The sequence below is a fragment of the Agrococcus terreus genome, from assembly GCF_014645235.1.
Taxonomy (GTDB): Bacteria; Actinomycetota; Actinomycetes; order Actinomycetales; family Microbacteriaceae; genus Agrococcus; species Agrococcus terreus.
In genome coordinates, this window is record NZ_BMLM01000001.1 from 1,436,303 (window position 1) to 1,450,261 (window position 13,959).

The window sequence follows — 13,959 nt, forward strand, 5'->3', positions numbered from 1 at the left end:
GACGCGCCGCCCTGGCCGACAGGCGCACCGGAGCGGGGCGGAGGCCGGTAGCGTCGCAGGATGCTGCCCGTACGCCGCCAGGATGCCCCCGCGCTCGCCGACGTGCTCTCGAGCGCCGCCGCCGCCATGCGGGGCGAGGGCGGCGCGCTGCGGCTGCCGCGGGTCGCCGGCGCCGTGGTGCTCGTGGTCGACGGGCTGGGCGCCGCGCAGCTCGGCCAGCGCTCCGGGCACGCGCGCACGCTCGCGACCGCGCCCGGCGGCTCGCTGGACGCCGGCTTCCCGACCACCACCGCATCCGCCCTCGCATCGCTCACGACCGGCGCGCTCCCGGGCGAGCACGGCATCGTCGGCTACGACGCGCTCGTGCCGGGCGTCGGCGTGCGCAACCAGCTGCGCGACTGGGGCGGCGCGATGGATCCGGCCACCTGGCAGCGGAGGCCCACCCTCTTCGAGACCACCCCGTCGATCGTGATCGCCGAGCCCAAGCACGCGACCTCCGGGTTCACCCGCGGGGTGCTGCGCGGCGCCGAGTACCGGGGCGGGCGCACGATGGCCGACCGCTTCGAGCTCGCGGCCGACGCGGCCCGCGAGCGCTCGCTCGTGTACCTGTACGTGCCCGAGCTCGACCGCGCGGGCCACGACCGCGGGTGGCAGGACGCCTCCTGGGTCGACGCGCTCGAGGAGGTCGACGGCCTGCTGGCCGGCCTGCTGCGCACGCTGCCGCGCGACGTCGGGCTGCTCGCCACGGCCGACCACGGCATGGTCGACGTGCCGGAGAGCGCGCACCTCATCGTGCCGCCGACGCTCCTCGACGGCGTCGCGCACGTCGCGGGCGAGCCCCGCTGCCTGCAGCTGCACGTGGGCCAGGGGGAGGACGCCGCGGATCTCGCGGCACGCTGGCGCGACTGGATCCAGGACGCCGGATGGGTCGCGACGCGCGACGAGGTCGTGGCCGCCGGCTGGCTCGGCGCGCTCGACCACGACGTGGCGCCGCGCTTCGGCGACGTCGTCGTCGCGGCGCGCGGCCGGTGCGCGCTGTACCTCGACGAGGCCGACCCCGCGCGCGGCATGGTCGGCCAGCACGGCTCGCTCACGCCCGACGAGCTGCGGGTGCCGCTGCGCCGGTTCGGGGCCTTCGCGTGATGCGCGACTCGGCACCGAGGAGCCGAGGGATGCTCCGCTACGTTCCCCGCATGCGCCCCCGACGCCGCACCGCTTCCGCCCTCCTCGTGCTCGCGGTCGCCGGCGTCGCACTCGCCGGGTGCGCACCGACCCCGCCGCCGCCGACGCTCACCGCGCAGGAGATCGAGGCGATCGGCGCACGGGGTGCATCGACGGTCGGCGAGCTCCGCGCTGCGCTCCCGGAAGGCACCCTGGCGCTGCTCGACGCCGGCATGGCGATGGGGCTCTCGAGCCAGCGGCTGACGCTCGGCGGGCCTCCCGGGCCGGAGTTCGACGATTGGGTGGTCGTCGGCCTCTGCGGCTACCCGGAGGGCTCGCCGGCGCTCGAGGCGGCCGCGGTGCCGCCCGAGCTCGCCGAGCGGGTCGATGACGCGGGCGCGTGGGACCTCCGGTGCGCTGGCGGGCCCGAGGGCTGGCGCCCGGACGCGGACGCGGCCCGGCCCTGATGGAGTCGGGGGCGCGAGCGGAGGGTGCGCGCGGCGACCCACCGCGCGCTCAGGCGGCTCGTGGAGGCTTGGGGGACGAGCCGGACCGTCCGGCGCCGGCACCAGGGAGGCGCACCATGCGCAGATGGCTCATCACCACGATCGTCACGGCCCTCGCGGGCTTCGTCGCGAACAAGCTCGCCGACCGCAGCGACCGCGGCCGCAGCGGCGGCCGGGGCCGCGGCCGGCGCCGCTAGCGCGACCGGACCCGTTCGCGCATCGGGGACCCGCGCGAGCGGGTCCCCGATGCTCGACGGGGTCGAGAGGCTCCTACAGGCGCACGACCTGCCGGATCGCGCGGCCGTCGGCGAGCGTGTCGAGCGCCTCGTTGAGGTCCTCGAGCCCGATCTCGCTCGTCACGAGCGCCTCGACGGGCAGGCGCCCCTCGCGCCACAGCTGCTCGTAGCGCGGGATGTCGCGCGCCGGCACCGCGGAGCCGAGGTAGGAGCCGATCACCGTGCGGGCCTCCGCCGTGAGGACGAGCGGCGAGAGCGACGACTTGGCGTCCGGGTGCGGCAGCCCGACGGTGACGGTCGTGCCGCCCGGCGCCGTGAGCGCGAGCGCGGTCTCGAAGGCCTTCGGGTGGCCGGCCGCCTCGACGACGACCGGCGCCCGCAGCCCCTGCTCGACGGCCTCGTCGGGGGTGAGCGCGAGGTCGGCGCCCAGCTCGCGAGCGGTGTCGAGCTTCGCGGGCACGGCGTCGACGCCGATGACCCGTCCGAGCCCGAGCGAGCGGGCCGCGAGCAGCGCCGCCATGCCGACGCCGCCGAGCCCCACGACGACGATGTCGTCGCCCTCGCGGGGCCGCCCGGCGTTGACGACGGCGCCGCCGCCCGTGAGCATCGCGCAGCCGAGCACGGCCGCGACCGCGGGCGGCACGTCGTCGCCCACGGGCACGACCGAGCGGCGGTCGATGACCGCGTGCGTCGCGAACGCCGAGACGCCCAGGTGGTGGTGCACCTCGGCCCCGCCCTCGTGCAGCCTCCGGCCGCCGCTCAGCAGCTCGCCCGCGCCGTTCGAGGCGGAGCCGCGCTCGCACGGCAGCCTGCCGTCGGTCGCGCACGCGGCGCACTCGCCGCAGCGAGGGAGGAAGGTCGTGACGACGCGCGTGCCCACACGCACGTCGTCGACGCCCGGCCCGACGGCCTCCACGATCCCCGCCGCCTCGTGGCCGAGGAGCATCGGCACGGGCCGCGGCCGCGCGCCGTCGACGACCGAGAGGTCGGAGTGGCACAGGCCCGCCGCCTCGATGCGCACGAGCAGCTCGCCCGGCCCCGGCTCGTCGAGCTCGAGCTCCGCCAGGTCGAGCGGCCGCGTCTCCGCGAACGGCCGCGCCGCCCCGATCTCGCGCAGGACGGCGCCGCGGATCCGCATCAGCGGCCGTCCCAGCCCTCGACGCCGCCGTCGGGGCTCGCCTCGCGCACGACGAGCGTGCAGTCCTTGCCGCCGAGGTCCTCGTCGAGCAGCCGCTGCAGCTGGTCGCGGATCAGCGTGGCCGCGGGCACCTTCACGCCCGTCGCCTCGGCTCCCGCGACCGCGAGCGCGACGTCCTTGTGGCAGAGCATCGCCGAGAACGAGGCGTCGAAGTTCTCGTTCGCCGCCGAGCCGGGCACGATGCCCGGCACCGGGTACCAGGTGCGCACCGCCCAGGAGTCGCCCGAGGAGACGCGGGCCACGTCGAAGAAGGCCTTAGGGTCGAGCCCCAGCTGCTTCGCCAGCTGCGAGCCCTCGCTCATCGCGAGGATCGAGATGCCGAGCATCATGTTGTTCACGAGCTTCGCCGCGATGCCGTGCGTCGCCTCGCCCACGGCGAAGACGTTCCCCGCCATCGGGGTCACGATCGCACGGGCGTCCTCGACATCGGCCTCATCGCCGCCGAGCATGAACGTGAGCGTCGCGGCGGCCGCGCCCTGGATGCCGCCGGAGACCGGCGCGTCGACGAAGCGGAAGCCCCGGGAGCCGGCCTGCCCGTGGCTCCAGGCCGACGTCTCGACGTCGACGGTCGAGGTGTCGAGGATGAGCGTGCCCGGCGCGGCGTGCTCGAGCACGCCGCCGGCGCCGGCGAGCACCTCGCGCACGTGGTCGCCCTTCGGGAGCGAGAGGATGACGACCTCCGCGCCCTCCACGGCCTCGGTGACCGAGCCGACCGGCACGACCCCGTGCTCGGCGGCGCGCTCGCGGAGCGCCTCCACCACGTCGTACCCGCGCACCTCGTGGCCTGCGGAGACGAGGTGGGCGGACATCCGGCTTCCCATGTTGCCGAGCCCGATCCAGGCGATTGACGTCATCGTCGATTCCCTTCGTTGGTGTGGTGCCACGCTATCCGTGCCGACGGGAGCGGGCGGCGAGGTCGCCCTCGCCGCCCGCCCTCGATCAGCGGTGCCGATCGACCCGCGTGGGGGTCAGACCGTGCCCTTCTCGGCGAGCAGCCGCTCGCGGTCGGCGTCGTCGACGTCGTGGAGCGAGATGCCCTTCGACTCCTTGAGCGCCAGCACAGCGATGAGCGTGATGACGCAGCAGGCGACGAGGTAGAGCGCGACCGGGATCGAGCTCTCGAACTCGCCGAGCAGCGCCGTCGCGATGATCGGCGCGAGCGAGCCCGCCACGATCGACGTGACCTGGTAGCCGAGCGAGACGCCCGAGTAGCGCATGCGCGTCGGGAAGAGCTCGGCCATGATCGCCGGTTGTCCGGCGTACATGAACGCGTGGAACAGCAGGCCGATGATGATCGCGGCGAGGATGACGATGTCGTTGCCCGACTCGAACATCGGGAAGGCGAAGAAGCCCCACGTCGCGCCGAGCAGCACGCCCACCAGGTAGATCGGCTTGCGGCCGAGCGTGTCGGTGAAGCGGCCGACGATCGGCACGAAGATGAAGTGCGCCACGTGGGCGATCGCCATCAGGCCGAGGATGCGCGCGACGTCGTACTCGAGGTACGTCCGCAGGTAGACGATCGAGAACGTGACCACCAGGTAGTAGAGGACGTTCTCGGCGAAGCGCAGGCCCATGGCCGTCAGGACGCCCTTGGGGTAGCGCTTCAGCACCTCCAGCACGCCGTACGACTGCGCCTTCGACTCCGCGACCTCCTCGCGGACCGACTGGAAGATCGGCGCGTCCTCGACGCGGGTGCGGATGTAGTAGCCGACGCCGACGATCACGACGGAGAGCCAGAACGCGATGCGCCAGCCCCAGCCGAGGAAGTCCTCGTCCGACAGCGTCCACTGCAGCACGAGCAGCACGACCGTCGCGAGCAGGTTGCCGGCGGGGACCGCCGCCTGCGGGAACGACGACCAGAAGCCGCGCTCCTTGTTGGGGGAGTGCTCGGCCACGAGCAGCACGCCGCCGCCCCACTCGCCGCCGACGGCGAAGCCCTGGGCGAAGCGGAGGAGCACGAGGAGCGCGGGAGCCCAGTAGCCGATCTGGTCGAACGTCGGGAGGCAGCCCATGAGGAAGGTTGCGACGCCGACGAGGATGATCGCGAACTGGAGCAGCTTCTTGCGGCCGAACTTGTCGCCGAAGTGGCCGAAGACGATGCCGCCGAGCGGGCGCGCGACGAAGCCGACCGCGTAGGTCAGGAACGCGGCGATGATGGGCGCGTACGGGTCGTCCGACGGCGGGAACATGATGACGTTGAAGACGATCGTCGCCGCCGTCGCGTACAGGAAGAACTCGTACCACTCGACGACGGTGCCCGCCATCGCTGCGGTGACGACACGGCCGAGGCCCTTGCGCGAGTTGTCGCGCCTCGTGTCGTGCGCTGGTGCTGTCATGCCTACCTCCTTGTAGGTGCACGGGCATCGTTGCCCGGGACTGTGCGCGCCGACCATAACATGACGGCTGGTTCAGGTGCGCATCCCGCACCCGCGACACGCAGCAGGGGCGGCAGCCGTCCGGCCCCGCCCCTGCTCGCGTCGTCGTCCTGTCAGCGGTCGTCGTCGGCGCGCGAGCCGAAGACGATCTCGTCCCAGCTCGGCATCGCGGCGCGCGAGCCGCGCTTGCGGGCACCGACCGGGCCGGTGGCGCCGGCGCGCTGGGCGCGCTCCTCCTGCACGGGCTGCGGCTCGGGCTCGCGCTGCGGCTCGTCCTCGGCGGTGCGCAGCGCCGCCTCGCGCTCGCTGCGGCGGCGGCGGAGCGCGTCGAGCAGCTCGGCGGTGTGGTTCGGCTGGGCGGAGCCGGCGGAGCGGTTGATCGCGGCGGCCTGCACGCCCTCGGGCTGCGTGCCGACCTCGCCGGTGCGGCGGCGCAGCCAGGGGTTGTCGGCCCGGGTGGCCTCGGGCGCGGCAGGGGAGGCGGCGGACGCCGCGACGGCGTCCTCGAGGCCGACGCCGGGCTCGACCGGCGCGGGCGCCGACCGGGCGGTGCCGCGCTCGATGCGGAAGGCGTCGGAGTCGAAGCGCCCGGTGTCGGTGCGCGCGGCGTCCACGCGCCCCGACGGGCCAGCGGTCGCGACGGGGCCGGTCTCGCGCACCTCGCGGGCGCGCTGCGCGATCGGGGGAGCGTCGGTCTCGGGCGCGGGTGCGCTCGTCCGGGCAGCGGGCACGGGCGCCGGGTCGGCGGGCCGGGACTGGCGGTCGATGGCGCGCAGGCGCGGCACGAGCACGCTCGAGGCGTCGCCGGCCTGGCTCAGCGAGGTCGCCTCCTTGCCGCGGGCGACGAGCGACGCCTTCTTCGGCTCGTAGGCCCAGGTCGCCTCGTGCTGGATCGCCTCGGTCGTGAAGCGCAGGCGCACGGTCCAGGCGCCGCCCTCGGCGTCCTTCCACGCGGCCCAGCTGCGGTCGCTCGCGCGCAGATCGTCGAGGCGCTCCTCGAGCGCGGCGCCGAAGGTGGTCTCGCCGGCGAGCGGGTCGATGTCGCCCGAGGCGACGGGGATCGAGAGCGCGGACTCGAGCATGTGGGCGCGCTCGGCGAGCACGGGGCCCTCGAAGCGCTGCACGTACGCGAGCTCCTCGCCCGTCGATGCGGCGACCTCCTGGGCGGACATGCCGCCGCGGATGAGCGCCTGCACGTCGCGCGGGCTCGTCTTGCGCTCTCGGGCGGGGATCGCGCTCGGGCGCGTCCTCCGCTCGGGCAGGGCCTCGACGGGCACGCTGAAGCGCTCGCCGCTCTCGGACTCGAGGATGAGCACCTCGTCCTCCACGCCGACGACGGTCAGCTGCTGCATGATCCGCGCTCCTTCCTGCTGGTTCCGAACGCGCGTCAGCATCCCACGGCGCCGGCACCCGGCTCGGGAATGGCGCGGGCGCGCCGCGCGTTCCGTCGGATGCAGGCGCAGGCAGGCTCCGGACCGGCCCCGGCTGCACCCTCAGGACGGCGCCGCGACGCGCCGCTCGGATATCAGATTTGCCTCTGGCGTCCGGGTGGTGCAGACTGTGCGCCGACGCACGCTGGAACCCCATCCCAAGGACTGCCGAATGGCCACCGACTACGACGCCCCGCGCAAGACCGACGACGACTCGAACGAGTCCATCGAGGCCCTCAAGGAGCGCGTCCCCGCGAAGAGCGTCGCGACCGACGACGACGCCGACAACCCGGGCAGCTTCGACCTGTCCGCCGCCGACCTCGCCGACGTCGAGCTCGACGTCGTCGTGCTGCCGCCGCAGGAGGACGAGTTCACCTGCGTGAGCTGCTTCCTCGTGAAGCACCGCCTCCAGTTCGACCACGAGTCGAAGCTCGGCCCGATCTGCCGCGAGTGCTCCTGACGGACCACCGCTGACGAGCGCCCGCACCGGTTCGGTGCGGGCGCTCGTGCGTGCGGGGCCGGTCGACGCGCCGAGCCCGGATGAGCCGTCAGCCGCGCGCGGCCTCGATCGCCGCCGCGAGCGCGTGCGGGCGCCGTGAGCTGACCACCCACGACGACGTCGGATCCGCCGGGTCCTCCACGGGCACGCGCACGAGCGATCGCGTCCACGCGACCGTCACGTGGTGCGCCCGCGCATCCCACCCGGTCCGCATCGCTTCGCGCGCCGCGTCGCCCTCGAGCGCCTCGGGCTCGCCCAGGTGCTCCACGCCGATCCGTGCCCGACCGGCGCGCAGCTCGCCGCCGTCGACCGCGATCACCGGCGCCGAGACCCAGAGCGCGGCGAGCGCCGCCGCGTAGACGACCACGGCCACGACCGCGCCCCACTCGAGGCTGATCGGCAGGAACACGGCGAGCACGGCGGGCACGATGAGCAGCAGGGCGAGAGGCAGCCACCACGACGGCGCGAGCCGCTCGCGGTAGGGGGCGGGGGAGTCCATGCCTCCATTCTCCCGTGCTCCGCGCGGTCGCGGTTCCGACTCCCGGCCGCGCTCGGCTAGCCTCGGATGCGATGGAGCAGGTCGACGTCCTCATCACCGGATCGCCGGTGCCCGCCTACGCGCACCCCGGCGACGCCGGTGCGGATCTGCACGCCGCCGAGGCGGTGACGCTCGAGCCCGGCCGCCGCGCGCTGGTGGGCACGGGCGTGGCGATCGCGCTGCCGGACGGCTACGCCGCGTTCGTGCACCCGCGCAGCGGCCTCGCCGCGAAGCACGGCATCACGATCGTGAACGCGCCCGGCACGGTCGACGCCGGGTACCGGGGCGAGATCAAGGTCAACCTGCTGAACACCGGCGACGAGCCGCACCGCATCGAGGCGGGCGACCGCATCGCCCAGATCGTGGTGCAGCGCGTCGAGCGCGTCCGCTTCATCGAGGTGGAGCGCCTGCCGGGATCGGATCGCGGTGAGGGCGGGCACGGATCGACCGGCCTGCGCGCCGCCGTCGAGGGGAGCGGACGATGACCGACACGACGAACGACGAGGGCTTCGAGCCCGAGGAGGAGCTCGTCGAGAAGAGCGCCCCCGCCGACCGCGGCGAGGCCGGACCGCTCGACGAGACCGAGGCGCCCGTGCGGCCCTACGTCGACCTCGGAGGACTCCGGATCGTGCCGCGCCCCGGCATGCAGATGCGCCTCGAGGTCGAGGAGAAGACGAAGCGGATCGTGGCCGTCACCCTCGAGCACGAGGGCTCGACCGTGCAGCTCCAGCCCTTCGCGGCGCCGCGCAGCGAGGGCATCTGGGCGCCCGTGCGCGAGGTGCTGCGCGCGCAGCTCGAGCGCCAGGGCGCGACGGTCGACGAGGCGGATGGCGCACTCGGACCCGAGCTCCGCGCCCGGCTGCAGTCCGGCCCCGACGGCGCCCCGCGCGCCGTGCGCATCGTCGGCGTCGACGGCCCGCGCTGGATGCTGCAGGGCCTCATCGGCGGCCAGGCGGCCGTCGACGACGAGCGCGCCGCGCTCGCCGTCGAGCTGTTCCGCTCGACGGTCGTGTGCCGCGGCGACCAGCCGATGCCGCCGCGCGAGCTCATCCCGCTCAGCGCGCCGAAGCCCGTCTGATGGCGGAGCGCGACGAGCGCGAGCCGCAGCCCACGGCCGGGCCGGCCGACGGCTCCGCCGACGAGCCGGGCTTCGCCGATCAGGTCGGCGCGGCAATCCGCGGTTCGCGCCTCGGCCACCTCGACCCGCAGGCCGCGCCCTCCGCGGGCGCGCTGCTCGGCGCGATGGGCGGCTTCCGCGGCCTCGTCGAGTCGCTCCTGCCGGGCATCCTCTTCCTCGTCCTCTACACGACGACGCGCGACGTGCTCGTCTCGGTGCTCGTGCCGTTCGTCGTCTCGGTGGGCTTCGTGGCCTGGCGCGTGCTGCAGAAGGGCCAGCCGGCGCTCGCGTTCGCGGGCCTCATCGGCGTCGGCATCTCGGCGGCGGTCGCGCTCATCACGGGGGACGCGCAGGACAACTTCCTCTGGGGCTTCACGGTCAACACGATCGTGATCCTCGTGCTGCTGGGCACGATGCTCGCCCGCCGGCCGCTCATCGGCATCATCGTCGGCGCGCTCACGGGCACCCCCTACGCCTGGCGTACGCAGCGCGCGAAGCGGACCGTCGCGTGGCGGGCCACGATCATGTGGCTCGTCGTCGTGTCGGCGCGCCTCGCCGTGCAGGTGCCGCTGTTCCTCGCCGCCGAGGCCGGCACCCCGGGCTCGATCGAGGCGCTCGCCGCCGCGAAGCTGCTCATGGGCGTCCCGCTGTACCTCGCGGCGATGTGGGTGACGTGGCTCATGGTGCGCACGGTGCTCGACACGCCCGCCGCACCCGAGACGGCCGCGGGCGACGCCGAGGCGCGCTAAGATATCTTGACGTCAAGACATCTCGTCGCGACGCCCCGATCCGCCCCGACGGATCCCCGGGCCGCGGCGTAGGCTCGAGGCGCCCCCAGCGCATCCCGTGAGACCCGGAGGAGACCAGGATGGCGAACCCCAACAGCTTCGGCAGCAAGAGCACGCTGTCGGTCGGCGGGACGGACTACACCGTCTACCGCATCGACACCGTCGCAGGCCACGAGCGCCTGCCGTTCAGCCTCAAGGTGCTGCTCGAGAACCTGCTCCGCACCGAGGACGGCGCGAACGTCACCAAGGAGCAGATCGAGTCGCTCGGCTCCTGGGTCGCCGACTCGGAGCCCTCGACCGAGATCCAGTTCACGCCCGCCCGCGTGGTCATGCAGGACTTCACCGGCGTGCCCTGCATCGTCGACCTCGCCACGATGCGCGAGGCCGTCGCCGAGCTCGGCGGCGACCCCAAGAGGATCAACCCGCTCGCGCCCGCCGAGCTCGTCATCGACCACTCGGTCATCGCCGACCTCTTCGGCTCGCCCGACGCGCTCGAGCGCAACGTCGAGATCGAGTACGAGCGCAACGGCGAGCGCTACCAGTTCCTGCGCTGGGGCCAGACGGCCTTCGACGACTTCAAGGTCGTCCCGCCGGGCACCGGCATCGTCCACCAGGTGAACATCGAGAACCTCGCGAAGGTCACCTACTCGCGCACCTTCGGCGGCGAGCTCACCGCCTACCCCGACACGGTCGTCGGCACCGACTCGCACACCACGATGGTCAACGGCCTCGGCGTGCTCGGCTGGGGCGTCGGCGGCATCGAGGCCGAGGCGGCCATGCTCGGCCAGCCCGTCTCGATGCTCATCCCGCGCGTCGTCGGCTTCAAGCTGACGGGCGAGATCCCGGCCGGCGTGACCGCGACCGACGTCGTGCTCACGATCACCGACATGCTGCGCAAGCACGGCGTCGTCGGCAAGTTCGTCGAGTTCTACGGCACGGGCGTCGCCTCGGTGCCGCTCGCCAACCGCGCCACCATCGGCAACATGAGCCCCGAGTTCGGCTCGACGGCCGCGATCTTCCCGGTCGACGACGTCACGCTCGACTACCTCCGCTTCACGGGCCGCCCCGACGAGACCGTCGCGCTCGTCGAGGCGTACTCGAAGGAGCAGGGCCTGTGGCACGACCCCTCGGTCGAGCCCACCTACTCGGAGTACCTCGAGCTCGACCTCTCGACCGTCGTGCCGTCGATCGCCGGCCCGAAGCGCCCGCAGGACCGCATCGAGCTGACGGCCGCCAAGTCGCAGTTCGAGGTCGACCTGCAGAACTACGCGGCGGCCCCGGCCAAGGACACCGTCGACGAGGCCGTCGAGGGCTCGTTCCCCGCATCCGACCCCGGCGCCATCACGCCCGACACCGAGAACGAGGTCGTCGAGGCCGCCCGCCCGGCGACGACGCGCATCTCGAAGCCGGTCGACGTCACCGTCGACGGCGAGACCTTCGAGCTCGACCACGGCCACGTCGCGATCGCAGCGATCACGTCGTGCACGAACACGTCGAACCCGTCGGTCATGCTCGCCGCGGGCCTCCTCGCCCGCAACGCGGTCGCGAAGGGCCTCGAGTCGAAGCCGTGGGTGAAGACCACGATGGCGCCCGGCTCGAAGGTCGTCACCGACTACTACGAGAAGGCCGGCCTCTGGGGCGACCTCGAGTCGCTCGGCTTCTACCTCGTCGGCTACGGCTGCACGACCTGCATCGGCAACTCGGGCCCGCTGAAGGAGGAGATCTCGGCCTCGGTCAACGACAACGACCTCGCCGTGACCGCCGTCCTCTCGGGCAACCGAAACTTCGAGGGCCGCATCAACCCCGACGTGAAGATGAACTACCTCGCGTCGCCGCCGCTCGTGATCGCCTACGCGCTCGCCGGCACGATGGACTTCGACTTCGCGCAGCAGCCGCTCGGCAAGGGCAAGGACGGCGAGGACGTCTTCCTCGCCGACATCTGGCCCTCGGCCGACGAGGTGCAGGCGACGATCGACGGCTCGATCGACACCGAGATGTTCACGCAGCAGTACGCGGCCGTCTTCGACGGCGACGAGCGCTGGAAGAGCCTGCCCACGCCCGACGGCGACGTCTTCGAGTGGGACGCGCAGTCGACGTACGTGCGGAAGCCCCCGTACTTCGAGGGCATGACGATGGACCCGGCGCCGGTCACGGACATCACGGGCGCCCGCGTGCTCGCGAAGCTCGGCGACTCGGTCACGACCGACCACATCTCGCCGGCCGGCTCGATCAAGGCCGACAGCCCCGCGGGCCAGTACCTCACGGAGCACGGCGTCGACCGCAAGGACTTCAACTCCTACGGCTCGCGCCGCGGCAACCACGAGGTCATGATCCGCGGCACGTTCGCGAACATCCGCCTGAAGAACCTGCTCCTCGACGGCGTCGAGGGCGGCTACACGCGCGACTTCACCACCGAGGCCGGCGACCAGGCGTTCATCTACGACGCGTCGCAGCACTACCAGGAGCAGGGCATCCCGCTCGTCGTGCTCGGCGGCAAGGAGTACGGCTCGGGCTCGAGCCGCGACTGGGCCGCCAAGGGCACGAACCTGCTGGGCGTCAAGGCCGTCATCACCGAGTCGTTCGAGCGCATCCACCGCTCCAACCTCATCGGCATGGGCGTCGTGCCGCTGCAGTTCCCCGCGGGCGAGACCTGGGAGACGCTCGGCCTGGACGGCACCGAGGAGATCTCGATCACGGGCCTCGAGCAGCTGAACGAGGGCGTCACGCCCAAGACGCTCACGGTCGTCGCGACCCCGACGGCGCACAGCCCCGAGGGCAAGCAGACGGTGGAGTTCGACGCGGTCGTCCGCATCGACACCCCCGGAGAGGCCGACTACTACCGCAACGGCGGCATCCTGCAGTACGTCCTCCGCTCGCTCGTCTGAGCCGAGCGCGCCTGACGCCGAAGGCCCGTCCCCTCGCGGGGCGGGCCTTCGCCGTGCCCGGGCTACCGCGGCGCCGCCGGCGGGCGTAGCGTGCGACCCATCGGGCGGCGCCCGCCGCCGGAGGGGAGCGCGGCCATGGCGGTCGACGACGACGCGGAGGCGGTGGCCGAGCGGATCCTGCAGGCCGCGCTCGGCGCGATCGACGTGCTCGCGGTGCACCTGGGCGACCGGCTCGGCTGGTACCGCAGCCTCGCCGACACCGGTCCCGCGACGCCCGCCGAGCTCGCCGCCCGCACCGGCACCGCCGAGCGGTACGCGCGAGAATGGCTCGAGCAGCAGGCCGTCACCGGCATCCTCGCGCTCGACCGCGGCGAACCGGACCGGTACCGGCTGCCCGAGGGCGCGCGCGAGGTGCTCACCGACTCGGGCAGCCTCGTCCACCTCGCGCCGCTGCCGCGCATGCTCGCGGCGTCGGCCGTGCAGCTGCCGGCGCTGCTCGAGGCGTACCGCACAGGCGGCGGCGTGACGTGGGCGCAGCTCGGGCCGGACGCCTGGCAGGCGCAGGCCGACATGAACCGGCCGTGGTTCGAGCGGCTGCCCGAGGCGCTCGAGGCGGAGCCCGGGCTCGCCGCGCTGCTGCGGCGGCCCGGCGCGCGCGTCGCCGACGTGGGCTGCGGCGCCGGCTGGTCGTCGATCGCGCTCGCGCTCGCGCATCCGGGCCTCCGCGTCGACGGGGTCGACGTGGACGAGCCCTCGATCGCGGCCGCGCGCGCGAACGCCGAGGCGGCGGGCGTGGCCGACCGCGTGCGGCTCCTGCTCGCCGGCGGCGAGGGGCTCGCGGAGCACGGGCCCTACGACCTCGCGCTCGCGCTCGAGTGCCTGCACGACATGCCGCGGCCCGTCGAGGTGCTCGCCGCCATGCGCGCGGCGACCGCCGAGGACGGGCGCGTGGTGGTCATGGACGAGGCGGTCGTGGAGGCGCTCCAGGCGCCCGGCGACGACGTCGAGCGCCTCATGTACGGCTTCAGCCTGCTCGTCTGCCTGCCCGACGGGCTCTCGACGCCCGGCAGCGCCGGCACGGGGACGGTCATGCGCCCGCCCGTGCTGCGCGACTACGCGCGGCGCGCGGGCTTCTCGGGCGTCGAGGTGCTGCCGATCGAGGGGTTCGGCCTGTTCCGCTTCTACGACCTGGTCCGGTGAGCCGGCCCCCGCGAACCAGGGCCAGC

The 13,959-nt window shown here is 73.9% G+C and carries 13 protein-coding genes; 8 read left to right on the plus strand and 5 right to left on the minus strand.

Annotated features, from left to right (window positions below; all coding sequences use genetic code 11):
- The first annotated feature begins 60 nt into the window (after window positions 1-60).
- Together IEW90_RS06965 and IEW90_RS06970 are read left to right on the plus strand one after the other, a co-directional pair.
- Entirely contained in the window at window positions 61-1,143 is a 1,083-nt protein-coding gene (locus IEW90_RS06965; protein ID WP_188717411.1) for an alkaline phosphatase family protein, read from the plus strand.
- Window positions 1,144-1,193: 50 nt separating this feature from the next.
- Window positions 1,194-1,628, plus strand: coding sequence for a hypothetical protein (locus IEW90_RS06970; RefSeq protein WP_188717413.1), 435 nt, complete (start codon window positions 1,194-1,196; stop codon window positions 1,626-1,628).
- Window positions 1,629-1,937: 309 nt separating this feature from the next.
- On the opposite strand, the gene IEW90_RS06975 is transcribed toward IEW90_RS06970, so the two are convergent.
- The 4 genes from IEW90_RS06975 to sepH all read right to left on the minus strand — a co-directional run bounded on the left by IEW90_RS06975 (window position 1,938) and on the right by sepH (window position 6,828).
- Complete coding sequence (locus IEW90_RS06975; protein ID WP_188717415.1) at window positions 1,938-3,041, minus strand: alcohol dehydrogenase catalytic domain-containing protein; 1,104 nt, start codon at window positions 3,039-3,041, stop codon at window positions 1,938-1,940.
- Window positions 3,041-3,955 (minus strand): NAD(P)-dependent oxidoreductase, encoded by a 915-nt coding sequence (locus IEW90_RS06980; RefSeq protein ID WP_188717417.1) that lies wholly within the window; start codon window positions 3,953-3,955, stop codon window positions 3,041-3,043. Before IEW90_RS06980 ends, IEW90_RS06975 begins: the two co-directional genes overlap by 1 nt.
- 114 nt (window positions 3,956-4,069) lie before the next feature.
- Window positions 4,070-5,437, minus strand: coding sequence for an MFS transporter (locus IEW90_RS06985; RefSeq protein ID WP_188717419.1), 1,368 nt, complete (start codon window positions 5,435-5,437; stop codon window positions 4,070-4,072).
- A 152-nt stretch (window positions 5,438-5,589) separates the two neighbouring features.
- Complete coding sequence (sepH, locus tag IEW90_RS06990; RefSeq protein ID WP_188717421.1) at window positions 5,590-6,828, minus strand: septation protein SepH; 1,239 nt, start codon at window positions 6,826-6,828, stop codon at window positions 5,590-5,592.
- Between the two features lie 250 nt (window positions 6,829-7,078).
- Between sepH and IEW90_RS06995 the strand changes: the two genes are divergently transcribed.
- Entirely contained in the window at window positions 7,079-7,366 is a 288-nt protein-coding gene (locus IEW90_RS06995; protein ID WP_188717424.1) for a DUF4193 domain-containing protein, read from the plus strand.
- A gap of 88 nt (window positions 7,367-7,454) precedes the next feature.
- On the opposite strand, the gene IEW90_RS07000 is transcribed toward IEW90_RS06995, so the two are convergent.
- A complete protein-coding gene (locus tag IEW90_RS07000) occupies window positions 7,455-7,904 on the minus strand; it encodes a DUF3093 domain-containing protein (protein WP_188717426.1) in 450 nt (149 codons plus the stop codon).
- A 71-nt stretch (window positions 7,905-7,975) separates the two neighbouring features.
- Between IEW90_RS07000 and dut the strand changes: the two genes are divergently transcribed.
- The 5 genes from dut (at window position 7,976) to IEW90_RS07025 (ending at window position 13,933) form a co-directional block, all read left to right on the plus strand.
- A complete protein-coding gene (gene dut / locus IEW90_RS07005; RefSeq protein ID WP_188717428.1) occupies window positions 7,976-8,428 on the plus strand; it encodes a dUTP diphosphatase in 453 nt (150 codons plus the stop codon).
- Entirely contained in the window at window positions 8,425-9,021 is a 597-nt protein-coding gene (locus IEW90_RS07010; RefSeq protein WP_188717430.1) for a DUF3710 domain-containing protein, read from the plus strand. The genes dut and IEW90_RS07010 overlap by 4 nt, the downstream gene beginning before the upstream one ends.
- A complete protein-coding gene (locus tag IEW90_RS07015; RefSeq protein WP_188717433.1) occupies window positions 9,021-9,809 on the plus strand; it encodes a DUF3159 domain-containing protein in 789 nt (262 codons plus the stop codon). Before IEW90_RS07010 ends, IEW90_RS07015 begins: the two co-directional genes overlap by 1 nt.
- A gap of 119 nt (window positions 9,810-9,928) precedes the next feature.
- Window positions 9,929-12,733 carry an aconitate hydratase AcnA gene (gene acnA, locus IEW90_RS07020; RefSeq protein ID WP_188717435.1) on the plus strand — a complete coding sequence of 935 codons (2,805 nt, stop codon included), beginning with the start codon at window positions 9,929-9,931 and terminating at the stop codon, window positions 12,731-12,733.
- A gap of 135 nt (window positions 12,734-12,868) precedes the next feature.
- Window positions 12,869-13,933, plus strand: coding sequence for a class I SAM-dependent methyltransferase (locus IEW90_RS07025; RefSeq protein WP_188717436.1), 1,065 nt, complete (start codon window positions 12,869-12,871; stop codon window positions 13,931-13,933).
- The last annotated feature ends 26 nt before the right edge of the window (window positions 13,934-13,959 follow it).

Coding starts and splice junctions, on each gene's coding strand:
- IEW90_RS06985 (WP_188717419.1), bottom strand. CDS start 5,437: ATGACAGCACCAGCGCACGACACGAGGCGCGACAACTCGCGCAAGGGC.
- dut (WP_188717428.1), top strand. CDS start 7,976: ATGGAGCAGGTCGACGTCCTCATCACCGGATCGCCGGTGCCCGCCTAC.
- IEW90_RS06975 (WP_188717415.1), bottom strand. CDS start 3,041: ATGCGGATCCGCGGCGCCGTCCTGCGCGAGATCGGGGCGGCGCGGCCG.
- IEW90_RS06970 (WP_188717413.1), top strand. CDS start 1,194: ATGCGCCCCCGACGCCGCACCGCTTCCGCCCTCCTCGTGCTCGCGGTC.
- IEW90_RS07015 (WP_188717433.1), top strand. CDS start 9,021: ATGGCGGAGCGCGACGAGCGCGAGCCGCAGCCCACGGCCGGGCCGGCC.
- IEW90_RS07010 (WP_188717430.1), top strand. CDS start 8,425: ATGACCGACACGACGAACGACGAGGGCTTCGAGCCCGAGGAGGAGCTC.
- IEW90_RS06965 (WP_188717411.1), top strand. CDS start 61: ATGCTGCCCGTACGCCGCCAGGATGCCCCCGCGCTCGCCGACGTGCTC.
- IEW90_RS07025 (WP_188717436.1), top strand. CDS start 12,869: ATGGCGGTCGACGACGACGCGGAGGCGGTGGCCGAGCGGATCCTGCAG.
- sepH (WP_188717421.1), bottom strand. CDS start 6,828: ATGCAGCAGCTGACCGTCGTCGGCGTGGAGGACGAGGTGCTCATCCTC.
- acnA (WP_188717435.1), top strand. CDS start 9,929: ATGGCGAACCCCAACAGCTTCGGCAGCAAGAGCACGCTGTCGGTCGGC.
- IEW90_RS07000 (WP_188717426.1), bottom strand. CDS start 7,904: ATGGACTCCCCCGCCCCCTACCGCGAGCGGCTCGCGCCGTCGTGGTGG.
- IEW90_RS06995 (WP_188717424.1), top strand. CDS start 7,079: ATGGCCACCGACTACGACGCCCCGCGCAAGACCGACGACGACTCGAAC.
- IEW90_RS06980 (WP_188717417.1), bottom strand. CDS start 3,955: ATGACGTCAATCGCCTGGATCGGGCTCGGCAACATGGGAAGCCGGATG.